Annotated in this window: 21 protein-coding genes (1 of these 21 only partly in view); 14 read left to right on the forward strand and 7 right to left on the reverse strand. The window is 71.1% G+C overall.

What is annotated here, in order from left to right; all coding sequences use genetic code 11:
* Nucleotides 1-18 precede the first annotated feature (18 nt).
* Entirely contained in the window at nucleotides 19-975 is a 957-nt protein-coding gene (locus OG594_RS31590; protein WP_266605539.1) for a bifunctional riboflavin kinase/FAD synthetase, read from the forward strand.
* A gap of 63 nt (nucleotides 976-1,038) precedes the next feature.
* Here OG594_RS31590 and OG594_RS31595 read toward each other — a convergent pair whose 3' ends face one another.
* From OG594_RS31595 to eccE, 3 genes are all read right to left on the reverse strand, one after another.
* Nucleotides 1,039-3,462: an SCO5717 family growth-regulating ATPase gene (locus OG594_RS31595; RefSeq protein ID WP_266605541.1), complete on the reverse strand. Its 2,424-nt coding sequence runs from the start codon at nucleotides 3,460-3,462 to the stop codon at nucleotides 1,039-1,041.
* A gap of 106 nt (nucleotides 3,463-3,568) precedes the next feature.
* Nucleotides 3,569-4,267 carry a hypothetical protein gene (locus OG594_RS31600; protein WP_266605543.1) on the reverse strand — a complete coding sequence of 233 codons (699 nt, stop codon included), beginning with the start codon at nucleotides 4,265-4,267 and terminating at the stop codon, nucleotides 3,569-3,571.
* On the reverse strand, nucleotides 4,264-5,535 hold the full coding sequence (gene eccE / locus OG594_RS31605; RefSeq protein WP_266605545.1) for a type VII secretion protein EccE: 1,272 nt from the start codon (nucleotides 5,533-5,535) through the stop codon (nucleotides 4,264-4,266). The genes OG594_RS31600 and eccE overlap by 4 nt, the downstream gene beginning before the upstream one ends.
* 258 nt (nucleotides 5,536-5,793) lie before the next feature.
* Here eccE and eccB point away from each other — a divergent pair, with 258 nt between their 5' ends.
* From eccB to OG594_RS31625, 4 genes are all read left to right on the forward strand, one after another.
* Nucleotides 5,794-7,371 (forward strand): type VII secretion protein EccB, encoded by a 1,578-nt coding sequence (eccB, locus tag OG594_RS31610; RefSeq protein WP_266605547.1) that lies wholly within the window; start codon nucleotides 5,794-5,796, stop codon nucleotides 7,369-7,371.
* Nucleotides 7,372-7,382: 11 nt separating this feature from the next.
* Entirely contained in the window at nucleotides 7,383-8,669 is a 1,287-nt protein-coding gene (gene mycP, locus OG594_RS31615; protein WP_266605549.1) for a type VII secretion-associated serine protease mycosin, read from the forward strand.
* A gap of 212 nt (nucleotides 8,670-8,881) precedes the next feature.
* Complete coding sequence (locus OG594_RS31620; RefSeq protein WP_266605551.1) at nucleotides 8,882-9,220, forward strand: hypothetical protein; 339 nt, start codon at nucleotides 8,882-8,884, stop codon at nucleotides 9,218-9,220.
* A gap of 44 nt (nucleotides 9,221-9,264) precedes the next feature.
* On the forward strand, nucleotides 9,265-9,570 hold the full coding sequence (locus OG594_RS31625; RefSeq protein WP_030009524.1) for a WXG100 family type VII secretion target: 306 nt from the start codon (nucleotides 9,265-9,267) through the stop codon (nucleotides 9,568-9,570).
* Nucleotides 9,571-9,651: 81 nt separating this feature from the next.
* Here the strand turns inward: OG594_RS31625 and OG594_RS31630 are convergent, their stop codons facing one another.
* Nucleotides 9,652-9,900, reverse strand: coding sequence for a DUF397 domain-containing protein (locus tag OG594_RS31630; RefSeq protein WP_030009525.1), 249 nt, complete (start codon nucleotides 9,898-9,900; stop codon nucleotides 9,652-9,654).
* 135 nt (nucleotides 9,901-10,035) lie between these two features.
* Nucleotides 10,036-13,992 (reverse strand): type VII secretion protein EccCa, encoded by a 3,957-nt coding sequence (gene eccCa / locus OG594_RS31635; protein WP_266605554.1) that lies wholly within the window; start codon nucleotides 13,990-13,992, stop codon nucleotides 10,036-10,038.
* 196 nt (nucleotides 13,993-14,188) lie between these two features.
* On the opposite strand from eccCa, the gene eccD reads away from it, so the two are divergent.
* The 6 genes from eccD (at nucleotide 14,189) to OG594_RS31665 (ending at nucleotide 21,320) form a co-directional block, all read left to right on the forward strand.
* Nucleotides 14,189-15,697, forward strand: coding sequence for a type VII secretion integral membrane protein EccD (gene eccD, locus OG594_RS31640; RefSeq protein ID WP_266605556.1), 1,509 nt, complete (start codon nucleotides 14,189-14,191; stop codon nucleotides 15,695-15,697).
* A gap of 185 nt (nucleotides 15,698-15,882) precedes the next feature.
* Nucleotides 15,883-16,170, forward strand: coding sequence for a 30S ribosomal protein S15 (gene rpsO / locus OG594_RS31645; protein ID WP_030011220.1), 288 nt, complete (start codon nucleotides 15,883-15,885; stop codon nucleotides 16,168-16,170).
* A 304-nt stretch (nucleotides 16,171-16,474) separates the two neighbouring features.
* Complete coding sequence (locus OG594_RS31650) at nucleotides 16,475-18,697, forward strand: polyribonucleotide nucleotidyltransferase (protein ID WP_266606653.1); 2,223 nt, start codon at nucleotides 16,475-16,477, stop codon at nucleotides 18,695-18,697.
* Entirely contained in the window at nucleotides 18,694-20,073 is a 1,380-nt protein-coding gene (locus OG594_RS31655) for a pitrilysin family protein (RefSeq protein WP_266605559.1), read from the forward strand. Before OG594_RS31650 ends, OG594_RS31655 begins: the two co-directional genes overlap by 4 nt.
* 25 nt (nucleotides 20,074-20,098) lie before the next feature.
* Nucleotides 20,099-20,851 (forward strand): 4-hydroxy-tetrahydrodipicolinate reductase, encoded by a 753-nt coding sequence (gene dapB / locus OG594_RS31660; protein ID WP_189745743.1) that lies wholly within the window; start codon nucleotides 20,099-20,101, stop codon nucleotides 20,849-20,851.
* A 16-nt stretch (nucleotides 20,852-20,867) separates the two neighbouring features.
* Complete coding sequence (locus OG594_RS31665; protein ID WP_030011066.1) at nucleotides 20,868-21,320, forward strand: hypothetical protein; 453 nt, start codon at nucleotides 20,868-20,870, stop codon at nucleotides 21,318-21,320.
* A gap of 34 nt (nucleotides 21,321-21,354) precedes the next feature.
* Here OG594_RS31665 and OG594_RS31670 read toward each other — a convergent pair whose 3' ends face one another.
* Both OG594_RS31670 and OG594_RS31675 read right to left on the reverse strand, forming a co-directional pair.
* Nucleotides 21,355-21,915, reverse strand: coding sequence for a hypothetical protein (locus OG594_RS31670; RefSeq protein ID WP_266605564.1), 561 nt, complete (start codon nucleotides 21,913-21,915; stop codon nucleotides 21,355-21,357).
* A gap of 48 nt (nucleotides 21,916-21,963) precedes the next feature.
* Nucleotides 21,964-22,203: a hypothetical protein gene (locus tag OG594_RS31675; protein ID WP_030011068.1), complete on the reverse strand. Its 240-nt coding sequence runs from the start codon at nucleotides 22,201-22,203 to the stop codon at nucleotides 21,964-21,966.
* Nucleotides 22,204-22,425: 222 nt separating this feature from the next.
* Between OG594_RS31675 and thyX the strand changes: the two genes are divergently transcribed.
* The 3 genes from thyX to OG594_RS31690 form a co-directional block, all read left to right on the forward strand.
* Nucleotides 22,426-23,166, forward strand: coding sequence for an FAD-dependent thymidylate synthase (gene thyX / locus OG594_RS31680; RefSeq protein ID WP_266605567.1), 741 nt, complete (start codon nucleotides 22,426-22,428; stop codon nucleotides 23,164-23,166).
* Nucleotides 23,167-23,366: 200 nt separating this feature from the next.
* Nucleotides 23,367-24,266, forward strand: coding sequence for a 4-hydroxy-tetrahydrodipicolinate synthase (dapA, locus tag OG594_RS31685; protein ID WP_189745749.1), 900 nt, complete (start codon nucleotides 23,367-23,369; stop codon nucleotides 24,264-24,266).
* 124 nt (nucleotides 24,267-24,390) lie between these two features.
* Nucleotides 24,391-25,160 carry the 5' portion of a ribonuclease J gene (locus OG594_RS31690; RefSeq protein ID WP_266605570.1) on the forward strand. 916 nt of this gene lie beyond the right edge of the window, so only the first 770 of its 1,686 coding nucleotides appear in the window; the start codon lies at nucleotides 24,391-24,393; the stop codon falls past the right edge of the window.

The following is a 25,160-nucleotide window of genomic DNA, read 5'->3' on the forward strand; positions in this document are numbered from 1 at the left end:
GGGCGAGGAGCGGTCACAGTGCAGCGCTGGCGTGGCTTGGAGGACATCCCCCAGGACTGGGGACGCAGCGTCGTCACCATCGGCTCCTACGACGGCGTGCACCGGGGACATCAGCTGATCATCGGGCGGGCGGTGGCCACGGCGCGCGAGCTCGGCGTCCCCTCCGTGGTGGTCACCTTCGACCCGCACCCGAGCGAAGTGGTCCGCCCCGGCAGCCACCCGCCGATCCTGGCGCCGTACGACCGGCGCGCCGAGCTGATGGCCGGGCTGGGCGTGGACGCGCTGCTGATCCTGCCGTTCACGGCGGAGTTCTCCCAGCTGTCCCCGGCCGACTTCATCGTGAAGGTCCTCGTCGACAAGCTGCACGCGCGCGCCGTCATCGAGGGCCCGAACTTCCGCTTCGGCCACCGGGCCGCCGGGAACGTCAACTTCCTGCGCGAGCTGGGCTCCACGTACGACTACGAGGTGGACGTCGTGGACCTGGTCGAGCGGGGCGAGGCGGGCGGCGGGGTGCCGTTCTCCTCGACGCTGGCACGCAGGCTGGTCTCGGAGGGCGACATGGACGGCGCGGCCGAGATCCTGGGACGTCCGCACCGGGTCGAGGGCGTGGTGGTGCGCGGTGCGCAGCGCGGGCGCGAACTCGGCTACCCGACGGCGAACGTCGAGACGCAGCCGCACACCGCGATCCCGGCGGACGGGGTCTACGCGGGCTGGCTGACGGCGGACGGCGAGCGGATGCCCGCGGCGATCTCGGTGGGGACGAACGTGCAGTTCGACGCGACCGAGCGGACCGTGGAGGCGTACGCGATCGACCGCGTGGGGCTGGACCTGTACGGGATGCACGTCGCCGTCGACTTCCTCGCCTACGTGCGGGGGATGGCGAAGTTCGAGTCGCTGGACGGGCTGCTGGAAGCGATCGCGAACGACGTGAAGCGGGCACGGGTGCTCACGGACGCGTACGACTTGAAGCGCTGACGAACGAAGCGGAAGGGCCCGTACCACCCTCGGGGTGGTACGGGCCCTTCGTCGTGTCGCCGGTCAGCCGAGGCGCGGGTCGCGCGGGGGCTGCTGGGGTTGGGGCGGCTGCTGCTGCGGGGCCTGGGGCTGCTGCCAGGGCTGCCCGGGCTGGGGGTACGGCTGCCCGTAGGGCTGCGGCTGCGGCGGCTGCTGGTACGGGGGCTGGCCCTGGGGCTGACCGTGCGGCTGCGGCTGCTGAGGGGGCTGCTGCCCGTAAGGCTGCTGGGGAGCCTGGGGCTGCTGCGGCGCACCCCAGTGCCCCTGCGGGGCCTGCTGCTGGGCCCGCAGGAAGTCCTCGGCCACGAGTGCGGAGAGGTTGAAGTACGCCTCGCGCGTCTTGGGCCGCATCATGTCGAGATCGACCTCGGCGCCGGCCGCGAGGTGCTCGTCGAACGGCACCACGACGACACCGCGGCAGCGGGTCTCGAAGTGCTGCACGATGTCCTCGATCTTGATCATCTTGCTGGTCTCGCGGACCCCCGAGATGACGGTGAGGGAGCGCGAGACGAGGTCGGCGTACCCGTGCGCGGAGAGCCAGTCGAGGGTGGTGCTGGCGCTGCTGGCGCCGTCCACGGACGGCGTCGAGATGATGATCAGCTGATCGGCCAGGTCCAGGACGCCGCGCATGGCGGAGTAGAGGAGGCCGGTGCCCGAGTCGGTGAGGATGATCGGGTACTGGCGGCCCAGCGTCTCGATGACGCGGCGGTAGTCCTCGTCGTTGAAGGTCGTGGAGACGGCCGGGTCCACGTCGTTGGCGATGATCTCCAGACCGGAGGGCGCCTGCGAGGTGAACCGGCGGATGTCCATGTACGAGTGCAGGTACGGGATCGCCTGGACCAGGTCCCGAATGGTGGCGCCGGTCTCGCGGCGGACCCGGCGGCCGAGCGTACCGGCGTCGGGGTTCGCGTCGATGGCCAGGATCTTGTCCTGGCGCTCGGTGGCCAGGGTGGCACCGAGGGCGGTGGTGGTCGTGGTCTTGCCGACGCCGCCCTTGAGGCTGATGACGGCGATCCGGTAGCAGGACATGACCGGGGTGCGGATCAGCTCCAGCTTGCGCTGGCGCTCCGCTTCGGCCGCCTTGCCGCCGAAGCGGAACAGGCCGCCGACGCCGTTGTTGTTCTTGGGCTTCTGCTTGTTGCGCAGCAGGCGGTCGGACGACAGCTCGACGGCGGCGGTGTAGCCGAGGGGCGCGCCGCCACCGGTCTGGCCGGCCGAGTAGCGCGGGTCGTGCGGCTGCGGCTGCGGCTGCGGTTGGTGTTGGTGCTGCGGCTGGTGCTGCGGCTGGTGCTGCGGCTGGTGCTGCGGGGGTTGCTGCTGCCCGGGCCCGGCCGACCACTGACCGGCGGTGCGCGGGTCGTAGTGCTGGGGCTGCTGGGGCTGCTGCGGCGCGGGAGCCGGCGGCGCGAACGGGTAGGCGTCCGGGGCCCCGAACGCGGGGGGCGGCGAAGGCAGTTCGTTGACGGGTCCCCGGAACGGGGTCTCCGCGACGGCCGGGGGCGCGTCCGCGGGGCTGACCGGCGCGGGCGCCGCTGCTTGCTGCTCGGCGGGCTGCTCGGCCGGCGGCAGTACGGGCGTTCCCTCGGCGGGAGTGCTCTGCGGTCCGGCCCAGGGCGTGGGCGGAGCCTCCGCCGCCGGTTCCGCGACGGGCTCGGCGACCGGCTCCGCCACCGGCTCCACGACGGGGGCCGACGGAAGGGCCGGGTACGGCGTGACCACGTCGACGGGCGGCAGGGCGGGGAACGGCGTCACGGGCGGCGGGTCGACGGGAGCCGGCTCCGGAGCGACCTCCTCGGCCGCGGGCACGGGTACGGGCACGTCGGTGACCGGGGTCGGGGCGTCGAGCGCTGACGGGGCGTTCTCGGCGGGAGCCGGAGCCGGAGCCTCGACCGGGGCAGGGGCAGGGGCGGGAGCCGGAGCCTCGACCGGGGCAGGAGCAGGGGCGGGAGCCGGAACCGTAACCGGGGCCGGAGCCTCGGCAGGAGCAGGAGCAGGGGTCGCGTAAGGCAGCGCAGACTCGAAGGGAGCCGGAGCCGGAGCCGGAGGCTCGGCCGGTGCCGGTGCGGGAACCTCGGCCGGGGCGGGTACCGGAGCCGGAGTCGAGTACGGCAGTGCCTGAGCCTGGTGCGCCGGGGCCGGTTCGACCGGGGCGGCGGGAGCGGGCGGGAAGGGAGCGGGCAGGCCCGCGCCGTCGGACGGCGTCCGCGGAACCGGCGGAGCGATCCGCATCGTCGAGGGTGATTCCAGCTCCGACGGGCGGTGGGGCTCGAAGCCGCTGCCCTCGGGGAGTCCCGGTACCTGCACGGCCGGCGTCCCGCCCTGCATGTACCAGGCGGGCGGGGTGTAGTCGATGGTGAACTCGCCCGTCACTTCGGGCTCCGCGTCGGACTGATCGTCCGTCGGGACGTCCCACGCCCCGCCGCGCCTCTCGTTCCGATCGCCGCTCACTGGTCCTCCTGGTCTGTCGAACACTGGTCCGGCGCCCACCTCGCCGCGCCCGGACCCAGCCTAATCGCGCCCCGACACCACTGTCCGCCCCCCTCGGAGGGCCGGGTCAGTCGATGCGCCGGGCCCCGCCCAGCAGGCCCGTCTCCGCGTCCGTCCCCTGGGTCATCACGAACTGCCGGTCCCGCGGCGTGCACCACAGGGTCACCCCGTCGCCCAGCGTCGGCAGGGAGTCCACCGCCTGTCTCGGGAGCCGCATCAGACGGCCGATCTGCTCCGCCTCGTCCGGGGACACCCGCTGCACCCCCACCAGGGACGACTGCTGGAGCAGGCGCGGCGCCGTCGGGCTCAGGTACGGCAGCAGGGTCAAGACCGACTGCCACGGCCCGGCCACCACGCGCCCGCGCGGCGGCCGCATCCCGCAGTCACGGATCACCAGCACCGGGCTGCCCGCCGAGGCGCCCTGCGGCGGGATCCGGCCCACCTCGTGCAGGGTCACGCACTGCTGCCCGCCGCCCGCCGCCTGGGCCAGCCCGGACCACACCTGCCCGCGCCCGGTCTCCACGGCCACGCGCGCACCCGTGGCCGCCGCGCGCAGCGCCAGTACCTGTGCTGTCCACAGGCCGCCGATCAGCGTCACCTCGTACGGCGTCGGCCGGTTGATGCCGAGCACCGCCGACCTGCCCTCGGCGTCCACACCGATGACGACCCCGTCGTCCCCGACGGGCAGCGCCAGTAGATCCAGGTCCGCGACGGGGACCACGTGCCGCTCCCGGCGCGGGCCGACCAGCCCGAATCCGCCCCTCATCGGGCCCCTCCCAGCGGCAGCGAAGCCAGCAGCCCCGGCACCTGTTCCCGGTCGAGCCGGACCAGCCCGGTCTTCACGCCCCGTGCCGTCCTCTCCAACTCCCGTCGTGCCGCCACCAGTTCCTCGTCGCTCCGCCCCGTCACCCGTACGTGTCCGCTCAAAGTGACGCCCTGTCGCTCCGCCGGGGCCATCGTCAGGCTGAAGTTCGTCGCCAGCGCGGGCAGGGAGGTGAGGAGCGCCACGAACTGCGGCAGCGCCGCACCGGCGCCGCCCAATTGCGGCCAGCGGCCTATCCAGTACGTCGTGTGCCGCCGGTCGTCGCAGCGCCAGGTCCGCGAGGTCTCCTCGGTCCGCCGTCCGGTGCTGTTCGACCGCCCGGCCTGGGTGATCGCCATCGGGTTCGCGCACGAGGAGGTGGCCAGCGCCGCCGTCAGCTCCTGCTCGGTCAGGACGGTGGCCGAGAACCCGGCCCCGGCCAGCCGGCTCGCCAACTGGTCCGCCGCGCGCACCAGGCAGCGCTGCGCACCGGCCAGCCCGCCGCCGCGCGCGGTGACCGCTTCCGGGCACAGCTCCGGGTCGAGCTTGAGGGCGATCCACGTCAGCCGGACCGCCGGGGTACCCGTCCGGGCTTGCAGCGGAGCGTAGTTGCGGGTCGCCATCGACTGCGCGGGCAGGTGCGGGGCCGGCGCCGGCTGGGTGTGCTGCACCAGCTGCGCGGACTCCAGCCGGATGCCGTCCACTTCGAGGATGTCCCGTACGACGGCCAGCGGCAGCGGCCGCGCCGCCCGGTCGGGCCGCAGCGCGGTGGCGTCCGTGTCCACCTGGACGACTGCGGTCAGGAAGGTCCCGTCGCCGACCATCCCGACCGGACGCCGGTCACGGTCGCTGAAGGTGAGGGTGCGCAGCGCCGGATCGGCCTCGACCAGCGGGGCGAGTCCCGGCTCCGTGCCCGCGGGCACGGTGAAGGAGGCGGCCCGGCGCCGGCGCGAACGCAGTGCGAGCACGCCGCCGATCCACTCCGGAAGGGAGCGCTGGTGGCGGCGTACGACGGCGAGCACCACCAGCACGAGCGCGAGCACACCGGTGGGAACCAGCAGCAGCGGTTCGACCACCCAGGCCACCAGGAGGGAGGCTGCTGCGACTTGGAGCAGCACGAGCTGTTGCAGTCGGAACGGACCGAAGCGGCCGGGGCTCGACTTCGGATGCGGCGTCACCCCGACACGCGCCGGTGCGGGTGCGCCGGTCTGTTGCTCCGTCGCGGTGGCCATCACTCGCGCACTTCCCCTTTCCGGGGCCAGACCCCATGAGTTCCGGCACTGCGCGACACCTGCCGCACGACCCCGGAATCTCCCCAATCCACCCCAACAAGCCCTGATTGACCCGGTGCGGAAGGGGCTGGGCGGCAGCCTCACCCTACCCGGCCCCTTCATACCGTCCGTCAAGAGGCATAGTAGGTGCCCGGTCCGACAATCGAGGCCCGGGGACCGTACTCACCGGCCGGGCCGTGCGGGGAGAAACAGGCGGTCATGGCATCACGACGTGATGAGCTCAACGCGTACACCTTTGCGAAGCGGCGCACGGTGGCCGCGTTCCTCCAGCCATCCGCCACGGGTACCGAGGAAGGCGCGCCGCGCCCGCTCCGCGCGGTCCTTCCCGGGCTGATCGTCGGCGCGCTCGTGCTCGCCGGATTCGGCGCCTGGGGCATGTTCAAGCCGACCGCCCCCAAGGGCTGGGCGGAACCGGGGACCAGGGTCATCGTCGGCAAGGACTCGACGACGCGGTACGTGGTCCTGACGACGAAGGTGGGCGGCAAGGACCAGACCCGGCTGCACCCGGTGCTGAACCTCGCCTCCGCCCGACTCCTGCTGGATCCGGCGAAGTTCAAGGTGATCCAGGTCGAGGACAAGGTCCTCGACGCGGGCGACCCGCCGCGCGGCCCCATCATCGGCATCCCGTACGCCCCCGACCGGCTCCCCTCCAAGGACGACGCGGGCAAGGCCAAGCGCTGGGCCGTCTGCCAGCAGCCGGGCGGCAACGGCCGGGGCGTGCAGACCGCCACCTTCGTGCTCGCCGACCGCGAGGCGACCAAGACGGACGACGCCCGCAGGCTCACGGACACCCAGGCCCTGTACGTGCAGAGCACGGCCGCCGGCCAGGAGCGCTACCTGGTCGACGCGGCCGGGACGAAGTACAAGTTCCCGGAGGGCACCCCGGCCGCCGGGACGATGACCAACGCGCTGGTCGGCACCGGCGCCACCCCCCAGCAGGTCAGCCCGGAATGGCTGGGGACCCTCAACTCCGGCGACGACCTGTCCTTCCCGCCGCTGCCCGGCAAGGCCAATACCGACGCCGGGGTGAAGGGCCTGAGCACCGCGGACAACAAGGTCGGGATGGTGCTCAAGGCGCAGACCGGCTCCGGCGCACAGCACTACGTGGTGCTGCCCGGGAAGGTCGCACCCGTCTCCGACTTCGTCGCCTGGCTGCTGATCTCGGCTCCCGCGACCGACGGCCTCAACATGCACGGCAAGCCCCGCGAGGTCGACCTCCAGTCGATCAATCCGGACGGCACCCCGTTCGCGGGCGACATCAAGTGGCCCCAGAAGAAGACCGAACGGATCAACCAGACGGCGCCGCCCGCCGGCACCCAGACCGGCGGGGCCAACAACCGCGACACGGTCTGCAGCGTCCTGCGCTCGGTCGACGGCCAGGGCAACCAGACCCTGAGCACGTGGGCCGGTACCGGCTTCCCCATCGACATCACCGCCAGCGGCACCAGCGCGTACGTCACCCCCGGCTCGGGCCTGCTGTACACCCAGGTCCAGGGCAAGCAGACCACGGCCGGCGGCTCCCTCTTCCTGGTCACCGACACCGGTCTGCGGTACGCCGTCCAGGCCAACGGCGACAGCGACGCCGAGCAGTCGAAGATCGGTGCGCCCGACCAGTCGAAGACCGGTACGGACGGCCGTCCCGAGCCCAGCCAGGCGCAGGTCCGGCTCGGCTACGGCGGGGTCAACCCGGCCATGGTGCCCATCGCCTGGTCGGAGTTCCTCTCCAAGGGGCCGCGCCTGGACACCAACTCCGCCCGCCAGCCCCAGGGTTCGTGAGGAAGCCGCCGATGACCCAGACCCACGCCCCCCGGCGGGCCCTCCTGGCCGCCGCCTTCGTCCTCACCCTGGCCCCGGGCGGCGCGGGCACGGCCGCCGCGGCCGCAGCCGCCGCGCCGCAGCCCCCGTACGCGCCCGTGGCGTCCGCGCGGCTCCCGTACGCGCTGCACCTCGACGGCGCGGGGGAGTGCACCTTCCCGATGAAGCAGCAGATCGAGGACCGGCCCTGGTCCCTCCAGCGGCTGCTGCTCGACGAGCTGTGGGCGCAGACCAAGGGCAAGGACAAGAGCGGCAACAGCGTCCGCGTCGCGGTCATCGACACCGGCGTGGACCGGGCGAACCCGCAACTCAGCGCGGCCATCGACACCGGAGCCGGCAAGGACTACGTAGACCCCAAGGGCGGCGACGGCACGGTCGACACCATCGGCCACGGCACCAAGGTCGCCGGGCTGATCGCGGCCCGCCCCCAGCAGGGCACCGGCTTCGTCGGCCTGGCCCCGGAATCCACGATCATCCCGATCCGGCAGAACGACGGGCAGGGCAAGGGCACCGCCGCGAACCTGAGCCAGGCCATCGACCACGCGGTGGCCAAGGGCGCCCAAGTGATCAACATCTCCCAGGACACCGAGGCGCAGCTGTCCGTCGACTCCGATCTCGGCAAGTCGGTCCAGAAGGCCGTCGCCGCCAACGTCGTGGTGGTGGCTTCGGCGGGCAACGACGGCCTGAGCGGCCAGAAGCGCAAGACCTACCCGGCGGCCTTCCCCGGCGTGCTCGCGGTGGGATCCTCGGACCGCAACAACGAGCGGGCCGGGTTCTCCCAGCCCGGTGACTTCATCGGGGTGGCGGCGCCCGGCGTCGACATGGTCTCCACCGTCCCCGGCTTCGGCCAGTGCATCGACAACGGCACCAGTTTCTCCGCCCCGTACGTCGCCGGCGTCGCCGCCCTGCTCCGCGCCAAGCATGCGGACTGGTCCGCGCAGCAGATCATCTGGCAGATCCAGAACACCGCCGAACGCGCGGTCAACGGCCGTGACGACTACGTGGGTTGGGGCGTCGTCGACCCGGTGCGCGCGCTCTCCCACGACCAGCAGGCCCCCAAGGCCCCGGTCCCCGACCCCGGCCCGCCCCCGGCGACCGCCCCGGAGGCGGCGCCGTTGCGACTCACCGAGACGGCCCAGGAGCGCGAGGAACGGTTCGGCACGTACGCTCTCGGCATCGGCGCGATCCTGATCGCCGTCATCGCCGGTACCGCGACCGTCGTTCGGGATGCCCGCAGCCGCAAGCGCCGTTTGCAGTGAACGGTCACAGTTCATCTACGGAAGCGCCCTACTGGTGTTGGGGGCGGGCGGTGAACTGGCTAGAGTGGCACCAGGCTTCACGAGTGTGATCGGGGGATCGCGTGAAGCGGAGGGGGAAGGCCCGGGCGCGTGGTTGACAACCGCGTCGGGCACGTCCACTCCGCTGCGCAATCCGTCGGTTCTGCCGGCGAATTGAGAAGTGAGGAGCTTCGATGAGCACGAACACCTTCGGACTTGCAGACGATCCGGTCGTCCAGGCGAAGAACAAGATCGAGCAGACGGCCAACGCCGTCACCACGCAGGCCCGCGAGCTGGCCGACATCCTGGCCACCGTGAGCGCCGGCTGGACCGGTGTGGGTGCCTCGGGCTTCACGGCCGCGCAGACCATGGTCAACGACGACCACGACGAGATCCGCCGGATGCTCGGCGTCCTGCACAACGCCGTGGCGCAGACCAAGAACCTCAGCAACGCCCAGGACGACGAGGTGCGCGCCGCGTTCAAGGCCGTCCAGAGCCAGTCCGGCAACAGCTCCGGCCTCAACAGCGTCTGACACCGGGCCCTTCACCACCCGGCCGCACCGACAAGGAGAAGAACATGGCTAACGACGGGCACACTCGGGTCCGGTATGAGACGGTCCAGCAGATGGCGGACCGCATCCGCACCGTCTCCAAGAACATCCTCAAGGACCTCGAGGAGATGGACTCGGCCCTGAAGGTCGTCACCGACACCTGGGACGGTACCGCGCACGAGCAGTACGTCCAGCTCCAGACGAAGTACAAGGGCAAGGCCGACAGCATGCAGAAGCAGCTGGAGCACGTCGCCCAGCTGATCGAGCGCGGCAAGGGCGACTACCGCGCCACCGACGTGAAGGCCTCGCGCCTGTTCACCGAGGCGTACTGAGCCGGGACCCGCGAGGGTCCGTACGTGCCGAAGGGGCGCGCCCGCACCGGGCGCGCCCCTTCGGCGTGTGCTCCAGGACCCTCACTCAGGCTGTGGGCGGTCGAGGTCGAACTCACCGTCCCTGGCCCCGAGTACGAAGGCCTCCCACTCGGCGGCCGTGTACCGCAGCACCGTGTCCCGGTCCAGCGAGGACCGCATGGCCACCGCACCCTCGGGGAGCCGGGCGATCTCGACCCGCTCCTCGTCCGGACTGGTCCCGGGCGGCCCCTCCCACTCCACACCGCTGATGTCGAGCGCGTACAGCTCGTCCTTCTCCTGCTGGGTGCCCATGGGCGGCCTTTCCCTCGGTGACGCGGTCTTCACGGCCGATTATCGGGGCTGCGCCATCGGCCGGGACAGCTTTCCGGCCGATGGCCCGATCCTCCGGTGACCGGCGGCGATGGCGCCGGTCACCGGAGGGACGGCTCACGTGCCGGCCGGCATCCGGCCGAGCTGCACCAGCGACGTCCCCCGCCTGCGCGAGACGAAGCTGGCCCGGCCCGGCGGCATCGGACGCGGCCGCACCGTGCCCACCAGATCGCCCTCGGACGGGTCGCCGGACAGCACCAGACCCTGCGCGCCCAGCTCCTTGATCCGCTGCATGAACGGCTCGTACAGCGAACGCGAGGCACCCGCCGAGTTGCGCGCGATGATGAAGCGGACACCCGTGTCACGGGCGAAGGGCAGGAACTCCACCAGCTGCGCCAGCGGATTGCCCTGGCTCGTGGAGACCAGGTCGAAGTCGTCGATGATGATGAACACGTCCGGGCCCGTCCACCAACTGCGGTCGCGCAGCTGCTGCGGAGTGACGTCGGTCGGCGGCTGCCGCCGCGAGAACACCCCGCCCAGCGCCTCCATGTGCATCTGCAGGGAGCTCGCCATCGGCGCGTACTCCAGCAGGTGCTCCTCCGGCAGCGCCCCGAGCAGGCTCCGCCGGTAGTCGCCGACGACCAGACGCGCCTGGTCCGGCGTGTAGCGCTCGGAGATCTGCTTGGCGATGAGCCGCAGCAGGTTCGTCTTGCCCGACTCGCTCTCACCGAAGACGAGGAGGAAGGGGTCCGACTCGAAGTCGACGAACACCGGCTCCAGGTCGATCTCGTCGATGCCGATCGCGATCCCGCGGCCGGGGTACTCCCCGCCCTTGGGCAGCTGGTCGGAACGGAGCAGCCGCGGCAGCAGCCGTACGCCGGGAGCCGCCTGCCCCGCCCAGTTCTCCTTCACCGCGGCCACGAAGGAGGCCGTGGCCTCCGACAGGTCGGCCGCCTCGTGCGAACCGTCGATCCGCGGCAGCGCGCCCAGGAAGTGCAGCTTCTCCGGGACCTGGCCGCGGCCCGGCATCCCCGTGGGGACGTTCGCCGCGACCTTGCGGTCGAACTCGGAGTCCATCGTGTCACCGAGCCGCAGCTCCAGACGGCTCAGCATCTGGTCCTTGAGCGCGGCCCGCACCTCCATGTACCGCGCCGCGGTGATCACCACGTGGATGCCGTAGCCCAGACCACGGGAGGCGATGTCCGTGACGATCTGCTCCAGGCCCTCGTACTCGCCCCGGAAGTTGCCCCAGCCGTCGACGACCAGGAACACGTCGCCCCACGGCTCGTGGGGCAGGTCACCGGCCGCCCGACGGCGCCGGTAGGTGCCGATCGAGTCGATGTTGTTCGAGCGGAAGAACTCCTCGCGGCGGTTGAGGATGCCCACCACCTCCGCGACCGTGCGCCGGACCCGCTCCGGGTCCAGGCGCGACGCGATCCCGCCCACGTGCGGCAGCTCGGCGATCGACGACAGGCTGCCACCACCGAAGTCCAGCCCGTAGAACTGCACCTCGCGCGGGGTGTGGGTGAGCGCGAACGAGGAGATCAGCGTCCGCATCAGCGTCGACTTGCCCGACTGCGGACCGCCGACCACCATCATGTGGCCCGCCGCACCCGAGAAGTCCCGGTACAGCACCTCGCGCCGCTGCTCGAACGGCTTGTCGATGAGGCCGAGCGGGACGACGAGCCCGCCGGGCCGCGTGTACCCGTCCGCGTGCAGCCCGCGCTCCGGGCTCGGCGCCAGCGCCGGCAGCAGCTGGTCGAGCGGCGGCGCTTGGTCGAGCGGCGGCAGCCACACCTGGTGCGCCGGCACCCCCTGACCCTCCAGCCGGCTCACGATCACGTCCAGCACCGTGTCCGCCAGCGCGTCGTCCTCCCGCGGCGCCTGCGCCGCCAGGTACGCCGGGTCCGGGGCCGCGTACACCACCGGCACCGGGGCCGCCGTGAACAGCGCGGGCCGCCGCTCCACCGGGAACTGCCCCACCGACAGGTCCGGCCCGCCCGAACGGTAGGTGCCCGAGACGTAGGCCGCCTTGAAGCGGGTCATCTCGTCCGTACCGAACTTCAGATAGCCCGAACCGGGCACCGACGGCAGGTGGTAGGCGTCCGGCACACCGATCGCGGTCCGCGACTCCGCCGCCGAGAAGGTCCGCAGACCGATCCGGTACGACAGGTACGTGTCCAGCCCGCGGAGCTTGCCCTCCTCCAGGCGCTGCGAGGCCAGCAGCAGGTGCACACCCAGCGAACGGCCGATGCGGCCGATCTGGATGAACATGTCGATGAAGTCCGGCTTCGCCGTCAGCAGCTCGCTGAACTCGTCGATGACCAGCACCAGCGAAGCCAGCGGCTCCAGCGGGGCACCCGCCGCACGGGCCTTCTCGTAGTCGTGGATGTTCGCGTAGTTGCCCGCCGAACGCAGCAGCTCCTGACGGCGCTGCAGCTCACCGCGGATCGAGTCGCCCATGCGGTCCACGAGCGTGAGGTCGTCGGCCAGGTTGGTGATCACCGCCGCGACGTGCGGCATCTGCCCCATGCCCGTGAAGGTCGCACCGCCCTTGAAGTCGGCGAGCACGAAGTTCAGGGTCTCCGACGTGTGCGTGACCGCCAGACCCAGCACCAGCGTGCGCAGCAGCTCCGACTTGCCGGAACCGGTCGCACCCACGCACAGACCGTGCGGACCCATGCCCTCCTGGGCGGCCTCCTTCAGGTCCAGCATGACCGGGGCGCCGTCCTCACCGACACCGATCGGCACGCGCAGCCGCTCGCCGGCCGACCGCGGCCGCCAGGTCCGCGCGACGTCGACCGCGGCCGCGTCGCCCAGGTTCAGCAGGTCGGTGAAGTCCAGATTGGCCAGCAGCGGCTCGTCCTCGTCCCCGCCGCCCGTGCGCATCGGCGCCAGCTGCCGGGCCAGCGCCTCCGCCGCGGGCAGCGACAAAGCGTCCGGCGCGCCCTCGTACGCGACCCCCGTGCTCGACTCCAGGCGCAGCCGACCCGGCCGCACCACGACCGACAGCCCGCCGCGCGGGTCGTCCAGCTCGCCCGCGACCACCTCGACGATGGTGACGCCCTGCAGGCCCTCGGCCGCGGCGAACACCGAGTCCGGCGGCACCGTGCCCCCGTCCAGCACGACCACCAGGTGCGGCTGGTCCAGCACCGGGGACACCTCGCGGCTGAACCGCGGCCGGCCCTCCAACCGGGAGGCCAGCAGCCCCTCCAGCTCGACGAGGTCATCGCCGAACAGCCGCTTCGTACCGGCCCCGTCGACCTGACCGGGGACCTGCGTGTGCGGCAGCCACTTCGTCCAGTCCCACGAGGGCACCGCACCCGGCGCCGCCACCACGGCCACCATCAGGTCCTCGGGGGAGTGCAGCGTCGCCAGCTGCGCCACCATCGCCCGCGCGGTACTGCGCGCGGACTCCGGCTCGCCGGACACCGTCACGTGGTAGAAGGCGCGGATCGACAGCGCCATCGGCAGCCCGTCCAGCGAGGAGTGCACCTTCAGGAACCGCTGCATCGCGCCCGCGGTCAGCGGCTCCAACTCGTCCACCGGTGCGGTCTCCGGCGCCACCAGCGGGGTCGCCAGGCGCTGCGCGCCCAGTCCGAGCCGCGCCTGCCCGAAGTCCTGGTCGCCGACCCGCCGCTCCCACAGCCGGGAGCCCTCCGCCACCACCGACCACAACTGCTCGGGGGCCGGGTGCAGATACAGCTGCGCGTCGCGCTGCGCCCGCGCGGTCCGGCGTACCTGACGGCGCGTCTGCGCGAGATATTTGAGGTAGTCCCGGCGCACATCGGCCATTTGCCCCTGCGTACCGCGCCGGTGGCGCACCAACTGGGCGACCACCATGGCCACCGTCGACGCCAGCATCAGCACACCCATGATGCGCATGAAGGGGGCCGCGCCCGGCATGAAGAAGAAGACGACGGAAGAGCCCATGCCGAGCATCGGCAGGAGCTGCATCAGCATGCCCTCCTGCTGCCCGCGCGGAAGTTCGGGCGGAGCTTCCAGCCGCAGCTCCTCCGTCGGAACCTCGGGCGGCAGGGACCGCGGCGGGCGTTTGACGACGATCTGGCTCACCGGAGCATCAATCCCTCGAAAACGGACGGGACGTCGCAACCGGCGCCCCCAAGTCCCGGGCGCGAAGGGGGTCTCCCCCACGCGACGGTGATCCTACTTGCCGACAGTCGGTCATTAGCCCGGTAGGGTGGCGCGCGCAGCATGCGCATCCGCGAATCATCCGCCGGTGCGGGTACCAACCAGGGGGGTCACACAGGTGAGTACGGCCGGGACGACGGGTTTCTGCAGGGTCACCGTCGTGGCCCCCGACAGTCGCATCGACGTCGCCCTCCCCGAGGACATCGCCGTCGCCGACGTCTATCCCGAGCTGCTGCGCCTCACCGGCCAGACCCAGCCGGTGGGCGCCCCGACCGGCTTCCACCTCGTGCGCCGCTCCGGCACCGTCCTCGACGGCGCCCGGACCCTCGCCGGCCAGCAGGTCCTCGACGGCGAGGTACTGAGCCTGCGCCCCTTCGCCGAGTCCCTGCCGCCCGCCGTGTTCGACGACGTGTCCGACGCCGTCGCCGCCGCCGTCGTCCGCGACCGGCACCGCTGGAGCGACGACATGCTGCGCGGCGCTGGCCTGGCCGGCGCCGCCGTGCTGCTCGTCATGCTGGGCTTCGTCCTCTGGTACGCCGACCCGCTGCGCCACGACATGCACGGCCTGCCCGGGATCATCGCGGGCGCCGTCGGCATCCTGCTCACCGCCGTCGCCGGAGTGCGCGCCCGCGTCTACCGCGACCGCCTCTCCGCCGTCGCCCTCGGCCTCGGCGCCCTCCCGCACCTGATGATCGCCGGCTCCGGGATCATCGCCCCGGCCGTCGGCCAGGGACCCGGGCGCCTGCAGTTCCTGCTCGGCTGCGTCTGCGCCCTGATCGCCTCCGTCGCCCTGGTCGCGCTCACCCCCAGTGGGGACGCCCCCTTCGTCGCGGCCACCTTCGTCGCCGCCACCGGGACCATCGCCACCTTCGTGGCCATCGCCGCCGAGGCCTCCGCCACCTACACCGCCGCCGTCTGCGCCCCCGTCGCCATCGGCCTCGTCGCCTTCCTCCCCGGCCTCTCCGCCCGCTTCGCCCGCCTGCCCATCGGCTACGCCGCCCCGCAGAGCGCCACCGAGGATTACGAGACCCCGGACCGCTACGAGACCGAGCCGTACGGTGAGCAGCCCGGCTCCGACCCGCACGAGCCGGGCGCCGCCCCGCTCGACGCCGAGGCCATCGCCGCCCAGGCCCGCCGCGGCCACGAGATGCTGCTCGGCCTGGTCGGAGGCTGCGCCGCGGTCGCCGTCGGCGCCGCTGCCGTCCTCGGCTTCTCCGAGAACACCTGGGGCCGCCTGCTGGCGCTCGCCACCGGCCTCGCCATGCTGCTGCGCGCCCGCCTCTTCCGTTACACCTCCCAGGTGGTCTGCGCCCTGACCGCGGGCCTCGCCGCCATCGCCCTGCTGATCCTGGGCATGGCCCTGAACCCGCCGACCGACCTGCTCGAAGCCCTCCTGCGGGAGCACGACAGCAGCGGCCTGGACCTGCGTACGATCTGGCTGACCGCTGCCGTCGCCGCCGGCGCGGCCCTCCTCGCGGGAATTGCGCTTGTCATCCCCCGCAAGGGCCTGTCACCCTTCTGGGGGCGGCTGCTCGACCTCACCGAGGCCGCGGTCCTGCTCAGCCTCGTGCCGCTGACCTTGGCCGTGCTGGACGTGTACTCCCGCGCCAGGTCCCTGACCAGCTGAGACCTGGCGGAGCGGCAGCCTGGTACGCTATGTGACGGCCGTTTGTGTACGCGTCCCCCGGATTCCTCACCAAGGGGGTCTGTGGACTGCGCTCAGCGGACCCCGCCTCCCGAGTAACGGAAGCTCCCCAGAGACTCAGACCTGGGGCACTCGGTGGCAACGAAGACCTATTACGAGGAGTACGCGTGCCGCTCGACGCCGCTACGAAGAAGCAGATCATCACCGAGTTCGGTGCCAAGGAGGGCGACACCGGCTCCCCCGAGGTCCAGGTTGCGATGCTCTCCCGCCGCATCTCGGACCTGACCGAGCACCTCAAGACGCACAAGCACGACCACCACTCCCGTCGTGGTCTGCTGATCCTGGTCGGCCAGCGTCGCCGCCTGCTGCAGTACCTGGCCAAGAAGGACATCCAGCGCTTCCGTACGCTGGTCGAGCGCCTCGGCATCCGCCGCGGTGCGGCCGGCGCCAAGTAAAGCGCTGTGGAGGGAGCGGTTCCCACATCAGGGGGCCGCTCCCTTTGCTGTACGTGCGCACCGGACCGGACCCTTTGTAGTCTGGAACGGACGCACGTGCGCGTCTGAGGAAGACGCGCACAACTGAAGAGGAGGAGCGCCCTCCCACGCCGCCGGTCCTCGGTAGTGGCACCCGGAATGCCCCAGGGGGCAACGAACCGGATGCTTCGATCGAAGACCGGCCCGCACGCCAGGAGCGCTTCTCCGCAACCGTCCACCGCCACACGGGCGGCGGACGGAGACGACGAAAATGGAGAAAACGCTAGTGGAGAACGAGACCCACTACGCCGAGGCCGTCATTGACAACGGTTCCTTCGGTACCCGCACCATCCGCTTCGAGACGGGCCGTCTGGCCCGCCAGGCCGCCGGCTCCGCCGTTGCCTACCTGGACGACGACACGATGGTGCTGTCCGCCACCACCGCGTCGAAGAAGCCCAAGGACCAGCTCGACTTCTTCCCCCTGACGGTGGACGTCGAGGAGCGGCAGTACGCGGCCGGCAAGATCCCCGGCTCCTTCTTCCGCCGTGAGGGCCGGCCCTCCGAGGACGCGATCCTCACCTGCCGCCTGATCGACCGCCCGCTGCGCCCGTCCTTCAAGAAGGGACTGCGCAACGAGATCCAGGTCGTCGCCACCGTCATGGCGCTCAACCCGGACCACCTGTACGACGTCATCGCGATCAACGCCGCGTCCGCGTCCACCCAGCTGGCCGGCCTGCCCTTCTCCGGTCCGATCGGCGGCGTCCGCGTCGCGCTGATCCGCGGCCAGTGGGTGGCGTTCCCGACGCACACCGAGCTCGAGGACGCCGTCTTCGACATGGTCGTCGCGGGTCGCACCCTCGAGGACGGCGACGTCGCGATCATGATGGTCGAGGCCGAGGCCACCGAGAAGACCATCGCCCTCGTCAAGGGCGGCGCCGAGGCGCCGACCGAGGAGATCGTGGCCTCCGGCCTCGACGCCGCGAAGCCCTTCATCAAGGTCCTCTGCAAGGCCCAGGCGGACCTGGCGGCCAAGGCCGCGAAGCCCGAGGGCGAGTTCCCGGTCTTCCTGGACTACCAGGACGACGTGTACGAGGCCCTCGCGGCCGCCGTCAAGGGCGAGCTCTCCCAGGCGCTGACCATCGCGGGCAAGCAGGACCGCGAGGCCGAGCTGGACCGCGTCAAGGAGCTCGCCGCCGACAAGCTCCTCCCGGCCTTCGAAGGCCGCGAGAAGGAGATCTCGGCCGCGTACCGCAGCCTGACCAAGGCCCTGGTGCGCGAGCGCGTCATCAAGGACAAGGTCCGCATCGACGGCCGCGGGATCACGGACATCCGTACCCTCGCCGCCGAGGTCGAGGCCATCCCGCGCGTGCACGGCTCGGCGCTGTTCGAGCGTGGCGAGACCCAGATCCTGGGCGTCACCACCCTCAACATGCTCCGCATGGAGCAGCAGCTGGACACCCTCTCCCCGGTGACCCGCAAGCGCTACATGCACAACTACAACTTCCCGCCGTACTCCGTCGGTGAGACCGGCCGCGTCGGTTCGCCGAAGCGCCGCGAGATCGGCCACGGCGCGCTCGCCGAGCGCGCGATCGTGCCGGTCCTCCCGACCCGCGAGGAGTTCCCGTACGCGATCCGTCAGGTGTCCGAGGCCCTCGGCTCCAACGGTTCGACGTCCATGGGCTCGGTCTGCGCCTCCACCATGTCGCTGCTGAACGCCGGTGTGCCCCTCAAGGCCCCCGTCGCCGGTATCGCCATGGGCCTGATCTCCCAGGAGATCGACGGCAAGACGCACTACGTCGCCCTCACCGACATCCTCGGTGCGGAGGACGCCTTCGGCGACATGGACTTCAAGGTCGCCGGCACCAAGGAGTTCGTCACCGCGCTCCAGCTGGACACCAAGCTCGACGGCATCCCGGCCTCCGTCCTGGCCGCCGCCCTCAAGCAGGCCCGCGACGCCCGCCTCCACATCCTCGACGTGATGATGGAAGCGATCGACACGCCGGACGCCATGTCCCCGTTCGCCCCGCGGATCATCACCGTCAAGATCCCGGTGGACAAGATCGGTGAGGTCATCGGCCCCAAGGGCAAGATGATCAACCAGATCCAGGAGGACACCGGCGCCGAGATCACGATCGAGGACGACGGCACCATCTACATCGGTGCCTCCGACGGCCCGGCCGCCGAGGCCGCCCGCGCCACGATCAACTCGATCGCCAACCCGACCATGCCGGAGGTCGGCGAGCGCTACCTGGGTACGGTCGTCAAGACCACCACCTTCGGTGCCTTCGTCTCCCTCATGCCCGGCAAGGACGGCCTGCTGCACATCTCGCAGATCCGCAAGCTCGCCGGTGGCAAGCGCGTGGAGAACGTCGAGGACGTGCTCGCGGTCGGCACCAAGGTCCAGGTGGAGATCGCCGAGATCGACCAGCGCGGCAAGCTCTCCCTGATCCCCGTGATCGACGGCGAGGCCGCCGGTGACGACGCTGACAAGGACGACTCCGACAAGTGATGTCGCGTAGTTCCCGTGTGACGGCCCGCCCCTCTTCGGAGGGGCGGGCCGTCGCCCGTACCCAAACCCTCCTCAAGGGCAGCAACGGCATCGGCACCGTCCGGCGCACGGTCCTGCCCGGCGGACTGCGCATCGTCACCGAGACGCTGCCCTCCGTCCGCTCCGCCACCTTCGGCATCTGGGCGCACGTCGGCTCCCGTGACGAGACGCCCACGCTGAACGGCGCCACGCACTACCTGGAGCACCTCCTCTTCAAGGGCACCCACCAGCGCAGTGCCCTCGACATCTCCTCCGCGATCGACGCGGTCGGCGGCGAGATGAACGCCTTCACGGCGAAGGAGTACACCTGCTACTACGCCCGGGTGCTCGACACCGACCTGCCGCTGGCCATCGACGTGGTCTGCGACATGCTCACCGGCTCGCTGATCCGCGAGGAGGACGTCGACGCCGAGCGCGGCGTCATCCTCGAAGAGATCGCGATGACCGAGGACGACCCGGGCGACATGGTGCACGACCTGTTCGCGCAGACCATGTACGGGGACACCCCCCTGGGGCGTCCGGTCCTCGGCACCGTCGACACGATCAACGCGCTCGGCGCCGACCGGATCCGCCGCTTCTACAAGAAGCACTACGACCCGACGCACCTGGTCGTGGCCGCTGCCGGCAACGTCGACCACAACAAGGTCGTGCGCCAGGTCCGCGCCGCCTTCGACAAGGCCGGCGCGCTGACCCGCACCGACGCCGAGCCGATCGGCCCGCGCACCGGGACGAAGCGCATCCGCACCGCCGGCCGCGTCGACCTGGTGAACCGCAGGACCGAGCAGGCCCACGTGGTCCTCGGCATGCCCGGACTCGCCCGTACCGACGAGCGCCGCTGGGCGCTGGGCGTGCTGAACACCGCCCTCGGCGGCGGCATGTCCTCGCGCCTCTTCCAGGAGGTCCGGGAGAAGCGCGGCCTCGCCTACAGCGTGTACTCGTACACCTCCGGCTTCGCCGACACCGGCCTCTTCGGCGTGTACGCGGGCTGCCGCCCGAACCAGGTGCACGACGTGCTCCGGATCTGCCGCGCCGAGCTCGACAAGGTCGCGACGGAGGGCCTCGCGGACGACGAGATCAAGCGGGCCATCGGCCAGCTCTCCGGATCCACCGTCCTCGGCCTGGAGGACACCGGCGCGATCATGAACCGCATCGGCAAGAGCGAGCTGTGCTGGGGCGACCAGATGTCGGTCGACGACATGCTGGCCCGGATCGCCGCCGTGACCCCGGACGACGTCCGCTCGGTGGCACAGGATGTACTGGCCCAGCGGCCCTCGCTCGCGGTGATCGGCCCGCTGAAGGAGAAGCAGGCCGCCCGTCTCGACGAAGCGGTCGCCTAGTTCCGTACGTGAGTAAGGAAGCAACATGAGCAAGCTGCGCGTGGCAGTCCTCGGCGCCCAGGGTCGCATCGGCGCCGAGGCCGTCAAGGCGGTCGAGGCCGCCGAGGACATGGAACTGGTCGCGGCGCTCGGCCGCGGCGACAAGCTGGAGACGCTGGCCGAGGCCGGCGCCCAGGTCGCGGTCGAGCTGACCACCCCGGCATCGGTGATGGGGAACCTGGACTTCCTCATCCGTCACGGCATCCACGGAGTGGTCGGTACCACCGGCTGGACCGAGGACCGCCTCGCGCAGCTGGGCACCTGGCTCGACGGTTCGCCGGAGACCGGTGTGCTCATCGCCCCGAACTTCTCCATCGGCGCCGTCCTCACCATGAAGTTCGCCGCCCAGGCCGCCCGCTACTTCGAATCCGTCGAGGTCGTCGAGCTGCACCACCCCAACAAGGTGGACGCCCCCTCCGGCACGGCGACCCGTACGGCGCAGCTCATCGCGGCCGCCCGCGCCGAGGCCGGCCTCGGCGCCCAGCCCGACGCCACCGCCACCGCCCTCGACGGAGCGCGCGGCGCGGACGTCGACGGCGTCCCGGTGCACGCCGTCCGGCTGCGCGGCCTGCTGGCCCACCAGGAGGTGCTCCTCGGCGGCGAGGGCGAGACCCTGACCATCCGTCACGATTCCCTGCACCACAGCAGCTTCATGCCGGGCATCCTGCTCGGCGTGCGCCGAGTGGCGCAGACCCCGGGCCTCACCTTCGGCCTGGAACACTTCCTCGACCTGGGCTGACCGGACTGATTTCACGATGCGCGCGAAGATCACGTACTTCATCACGGCCGCCGTCCTGGTGGTCTACTTCGTCCTGGTCGGCAGCCGGGGCCTGATGCTCATCCAGCACGGCACCTGGCTCACCGTCACCTTCGGGGTGGCCGTGCTGATCCTGCCGGTCATCGGCGTCTGGTTCCTCTGGCAGAACACCCGCTTCGTCACGCGGGCCAACCACCTCGCGACCGAGCTGGAGGCCGAGGGCGGGCTGCCCGTGGACGAGCTGGAACGGGACGCGTACGGGCGGATCCTGCGGGACTCTGCCGACGAGGTCTTCGCGCGCCGCAAGGCCGAGACCGAGGACGCGCCGGGGGACTGGCGCAGCTGGTTCCGGCTCGCCGTCGCCTACCACGACGCCCGGGACACCCCGCGGGCGCGCAAGGCGATGCAGCGGGCGATCGCCCTGCACGACAAGAAGCCCGTACAGGTCTGACCCTGTACGGGCTTCCGGGGGCGGTTCGGGCCGGTCAGGCGGCCACGGGCCGGTACTCGTCGGCCCAGGCGCCCACCGTGTCGGCGGCCCGGTCGAAGGCTTCGGTCCGCGACAGGAAGTCGGCGTTGTGGTCCGTCAGCAGCACCGGCGCCTCCGCGCCGCCCTGCGCGCCCATCGTCAGGGCCTGACCCTGTACGGTCCTCGGCAGCCCGAGCCAGCGCACCGGCTGCTGCACCGTACGGAGCTCGCCGATCTCGCTCCACGCGGTGGTGCGGGTCACGAAGAACCCCACCCGGCGCAGCCCCGCGGGGCTCACCCATACGCCGATGCGCAGGGTCTGCACCGCCGACCCGACGACCGCGAGGGCGGCGACCAGGCAGACGAGGGCTCCGCCCGAGCCGCCCGCGAAGGCGACGATCATCGTGGCGAGCAGCATGAAGGCCGACAGCAGGAGCAGCAGCGCGCCGATGCCCACGCGCCAGGGGCCGGGGCGGTAGGGCCGGCGCCAGCGGTCCTGGTCGGCATGGGCCAGGATCTCGTCGCCGTCGTCATCCACATCGGACACGCCGTCGGCCGTCAAGAAGGGCAGGGGCACGACTGGACCTCACTCACATGCATGTTCGGTTGGGCTATGCCCGTGAGGCTACCGCCCCTGGGACGCCTCCGACTGCTGCGACTTCTCCGGCGCCTTGCTCGGCTGCAGTGCGGGCATGCCGAGGAGCAGTGAGCCGGCGAGCCCCGCAACCACGGTCAGTCCGACCAGGGTACGGGCGATCAACTGGGTCCGGCCCAGGCGCTCGCGCGGCGGTGGAGTGACGTTGCTTCGGAACCGGTCGGCCTCGGAGACGAAGGCGAACGGGACGGGTTCGCGCCGGAGGAACATCAGGGTGAATCTCCTCGGGGTGGAGGGCGTGCGTTCTCTTGGGTAAGACGTACGGGCCCGTCAATCGGTGCCGGATTTCGGGACATTAGGCAAAATTCATGGCTGTGCGTCAGCTGTGCGACGCCCCGCGCGGACCCTGCGGGCCGCGTGCGCCGGCGCCGGCCGTGCGAGGGGCGCCGTAGAGTGGGCGCGCCCCAGGACGCACGTTTGGAAGGACCCCCGGTGAGCGAAACCGCCGCTTCAGATCTGAAACCCAGCTTCCGCAGTGACGTGACGGTGGAGCTGGTGAAGCACTCCGCCGCCGACTCAGACGTACTGTGGGCCGCTCGCGTTTCCACGGCCGGCGAGCAGTCGCTGGAGGAGCTGCAGAAGGACCCGGAGCGCTCCAAGGGCCTCATCAACTACCTGATGCGCGACCGCCACGGCAGCCCGTTCGAGCACAACTCGATGACCTTCTTCATCAGCGCCCCGATCTTCGTCTTCCGCGAGTTCATGCGCCACCGCGTGGGCTGGTCCTACAACGAGGAGTCGGGCCGCTACAGGGAGCTCGAACCGGTCTTCTACGTCCCGGACGCCGAGCGCAAGCTGGTCCAGGAGGGCCGCCCGGGCAAGTACGTCTTCGTCGAGGGAACCCGGGCGCAGCAGGAGCTGACCGGCCGCGTCATGGAGGACGCCTACGTGCAGGCCTACGAGGCCTACCGCGAGATGCTCGCCGCGGGCGTGGCCCGCGAGGTTGCCCGTTCGGTCCTGCCGGTCGGTCTTTTCTCCTCGATGTACGCCACCTGCAACGCGCGCTCGCTGATGCACTTCCTCGGTCTGCGCACGCAGCACGAGCTCGCGGCCGTCCCGTCCTTCCCGCAGCGGGAGATCGAGATGGTCGGCGAGAAGATGGAGCAGCACTGGGCGAAGCTCATGCCGCTGACGTACGCCGCCTACAACGGCAACGGTCGCGTTGCCCCGTAAGGGCCGGTACACCCGCGGCGTACAGATGTACGGCGTCAAGTCCTAAGTGTCCGTATTGCGACGTTTCGTGAACTTCATCTAGGCTGATCAAACGGACCCGGCACTGCTTGAACCCCCGAGCAGGCAGTGCCGGCGTCCAACACCCCGTTGACGTCCCCCGAGGGGACACCGCGAGCATGGCAGCGAGTAGCGTGTTACCCATGGCTCCGATCTCGACTCCGCAGACCCCCTTCGGGCGGGTCCTCACCGCCATGATCACGCCGTTTACGGCGGATGGCGTACTCGACCTCGACGGCGCGCAGCGGCTCGCCGTCCACCTGGTGGACGCAGGCAACGACGGCCTCATCATCAACGGCACCACCGGTGAGTCGCCGACCACCACCGACGCGGAGAAAAACGACCTCGTACGAGCCGTACTCGAAGCCGTCGGAGACCGCGCCCACGTGGTCGCCGGCATCGGTACCAACGACACCCGCCACACCCTCGAGCTGGCCCGCCAGGCCGAGCGCACCGGCGCACACGGCCTGCTCGCCGTCACCCCGTACTACAGCAAGCCGCCGCAGGAAGGCCTCTTCCGGCACTTCACGGCGATCGCCGACGCCACCGAGCTGCCGGTCATGCTCTACGACATCCCCGGCCGCAGCGGTGTCCCGATCGACACCGAAACCCTGGTCCGGCTGGCCGAGCACCCCCGTATCGTTGCCAACAAGGACGCCAAGGGCGACCTCGGCCGTGCAAGCTGGGCCATCGCGCAGAGCGGCCTGGCCTGGTACTCGGGCGACGACATGCTGAACCTGCCGCTCCTGTCGGTCGGCGCGGTCGGGTTCGTCTCCGTGGTCAGCCACGTGGTCACCCCCGAGCTGCGCGCCATGCTGGAGGCCCACCTGGGCGGAGACGTCCAGAAGGCGACCGAGATCCACCAGAAGCTGCTCCCGATCTTCACCGGCATGTTCCGTACCCAGGGTGTGATGACCACCAAGGGCGCGCTGAACCTGCAGGGCCTGCCCGCGGGCCCGCTGCGGCTCCCGCTGATCGAGCTGACCGCCGAAGAGACGGCCCAGCTCAAGATCGATCTTGCCGCCGGCGGGGTACAGCTCTGACAACAGACTTCACAACCGAATAAGCGCGAACAAACACATACCGAACAGACAACAGCAAGTGCACGAATGACATGCGCGCCACGTGCCTTCCGGGGTACGTGGCGTGCGTGGTGAGGAGACACTTTTGAGCCATCCGCATCCGGAACTCGGTCCGCCGCCGAAGCTGCCCAAGGGCGGCCTCAGGGTCACCCCCCTGGGTGGTCTCGGCGAGATCGGCCGCAACATGACCGTCTTCGAGTACGACGGCCGCCTGCTGATCGTCGACTGCGGCGTCCTCTTCCCCGAGGAGGAGCAGCCGGGCATCGACCTGATCCTGCCGGACTTCACCTCCATCCGGGACCGCCTCGACGACATCGACGGCATCGTCCTGACGCACGGTCACGAGGACCACATCGGCGCCGTCCCCTACCTCCTCCGGGAGAAGGCGGACATCCCGCTGATCGGCTCCAAGCTGACGCTGGCCCTCATCGAGGCGAAGCTCCAGGAGCACCGCATCCGCCCCTACACCCTCGAGGTGAAGGAAGGCGAGCGCGAGGCCCTCGGCCCGTTCGACTGCGAGTTCATCGCGGTCAACCACTCCATCCCGGACGCCCTGGCCGTGGCCATCCGTACCGGTGCCGGCATGGTCGTCGCCACCGGCGACTTCAAGATGGACCAGCTCCCGCTGGACAAGCGCCTCACCGACCTGCACGCCTTCGCGCGTCTGAGCGAAGAGGGCATCGACCTTCTCCTCTCCGACTCCACGAACGCCGAGGTCCCGGGCTTCGTCCCGCCCGAGCGCGACATCTCCAACGCCATCCGCGGGGTCTTCGCGGGTGCCCAGAAGCGGATCATCGTGGCGTCCTTCGCCAGCCACGTGCACCGCATCCAGCAGATCCTCGACGCCGCCCACGA

It is taken from the genome of Streptomyces sp. NBC_01214 (genome assembly GCF_026340975.1).
GTDB lineage: Bacteria > Actinomycetota > Actinomycetes > Streptomycetales > Streptomycetaceae > Streptomyces.

Coding starts and splice junctions, on each gene's coding strand:
- OG594_RS31600 (WP_266605543.1), bottom strand. CDS start 4,267: ATGAGGGGCGGATTCGGGCTGGTCGGCCCGCGCCGGGAGCGGCACGTG.
- dapA (WP_189745749.1), top strand. CDS start 23,367: ATGGCTCCGATCTCGACTCCGCAGACCCCCTTCGGGCGGGTCCTCACC.
- OG594_RS31620 (WP_266605551.1), top strand. CDS start 8,882: ATGAGCACGAACACCTTCGGACTTGCAGACGATCCGGTCGTCCAGGCG.
- dapB (WP_189745743.1), top strand. CDS start 20,099: ATGAGCAAGCTGCGCGTGGCAGTCCTCGGCGCCCAGGGTCGCATCGGC.
- OG594_RS31675 (WP_030011068.1), bottom strand. CDS start 22,203: ATGTTCCTCCGGCGCGAACCCGTCCCGTTCGCCTTCGTCTCCGAGGCC.
- OG594_RS31630 (WP_030009525.1), bottom strand. CDS start 9,900: ATGGGCACCCAGCAGGAGAAGGACGAGCTGTACGCGCTCGACATCAGC.
- OG594_RS31665 (WP_030011066.1), top strand. CDS start 20,868: ATGCGCGCGAAGATCACGTACTTCATCACGGCCGCCGTCCTGGTGGTC.
- OG594_RS31625 (WP_030009524.1), top strand. CDS start 9,265: ATGGCTAACGACGGGCACACTCGGGTCCGGTATGAGACGGTCCAGCAG.
- mycP (WP_266605549.1), top strand. CDS start 7,383: ATGACCCAGACCCACGCCCCCCGGCGGGCCCTCCTGGCCGCCGCCTTC.
- eccE (WP_266605545.1), bottom strand. CDS start 5,535: ATGGCCACCGCGACGGAGCAACAGACCGGCGCACCCGCACCGGCGCGT.
- eccB (WP_266605547.1), top strand. CDS start 5,794: ATGGCATCACGACGTGATGAGCTCAACGCGTACACCTTTGCGAAGCGG.